The following is a 1,213-nucleotide window of genomic DNA, read 5'->3' as shown; positions in this document are numbered from 1 at the left end:
GCTTTATGCCTTCGCCGGGGACGCACCCAATCGGCGCAAACGCTTCATCCTGTCAACGTGCCGTACAAAAAGCCCTTCCACACGCCCAACGTTGGTTTCAGCGGCGCGGCGTGTTGGCGGTCTCACCACGGTAAACCTGTGCCACGGCGGGCAATTTTGCCGTCGCCTCACTGCGGCGAAGCCGCATCCGCTGCAAACGTGGTTGGGCGCTGGAAATCCTGCTATTTGAGCGGAGACACCCTGCCTTGTCGTTACCCCTACAAATGAGGGGACTTATTTGCTTTCACCAACGAATTAGTAACGAGTTTTCTATCTTCGAATCACTATTCGAATTGATAGCTGCCCTGAGTTGTCTCCTATAAGGTTTTCAGCGTCATTTGCGCCTAAATACAGAAAACCGGAATCTTCCGCCTCAAATTCAGTATATGCGCCGATTCTAAACGGGATGCCTTCACGGATATATCCCACCAATTCACATAAATTGGCAGATGGCATGACAAAGCTACTCCACTTTTCATTTATGTATCCAGATGGGCCTACTGGCCCCTTGCCGCAATTCCAATTTGCATCATCGCCTAATACGATTATCTTAACAAGGTCGCCTTTTTCAATGGTTACATTAGTGTTTTCGAAAGGATTTTTGTCGGCTGCTACAGCAACATGGTAGATAAAATCTTGCCTCTGAGAGGGAAGGTTGGGCAATATTGTAATAAATGCTGCTAGTGAGGAAAACACACCAGAAATGATTGCTATAATGATAGCATCTCGGAATCTTCGCTTGGTAATTTCCATCCGAAGATCTGACACAATATCATCTCTTCTTGTGAAGTCTCTCTGCTTGGGCATGCTTCGGACCTTTCTCCAAATAGAGGAGATACCCATTAAACAAGGCAATTAAATGTAGGATTCATCTACCTGTTATGCTTGGTGATCTAGAACTTCATCGTCAATCACCTAATTTTGCCCAACGTGAGCGTTAGCGGCAGCGGCGTCGTCTGCACAACCACCACCGCCAACCCATACCAAACTTTGCAATTCGCGCCCCGATTCGCGCGCGGCGTAGCCGCTGTCCGCTGCACGCATTGTTGGGCGTGCCGACCAACCCTACGCCCCTCCGAATGCCCCACCGGACGCCGCGCCCCAAGACCACGGCAGGCAAACGGTGCGCCCCAGGGAGCAGCCACGGCACGGACACACACCTGCCAGCCCGCAG

Annotated in this window: 2 protein-coding genes; both read right to left on the bottom strand. The window is 50.9% G+C overall.

All coding sequences use genetic code 11. The annotated features are described in order from the left end of the window. Window positions 1-309: 309 nt before the first annotated feature. A complete protein-coding gene (locus tag D6694_12550) occupies window positions 310-846 on the bottom strand; it encodes a hypothetical protein (protein RMH38349.1) in 537 nt (178 codons plus the stop codon). Between the two features lie 104 nt (window positions 847-950). Next, the coding region (locus D6694_12545; protein ID RMH38348.1) for a hypothetical protein at window positions 951-1,213 on the bottom strand (263 nt) is incomplete at its 5' end.

It is taken from the genome of Gammaproteobacteria bacterium, assembly GCA_003696665.1.
In the GTDB taxonomy this organism is placed as follows: Bacteria; Pseudomonadota; Gammaproteobacteria; order Enterobacterales.
This window is presented reverse-complemented; position numbering and strand designations above follow the sequence as displayed.

Coding starts and splice junctions, on each gene's coding strand:
- D6694_12550 (RMH38349.1), bottom strand. CDS start 846: ATGCCCAAGCAGAGAGACTTCACAAGAAGAGATGATATTGTGTCAGAT.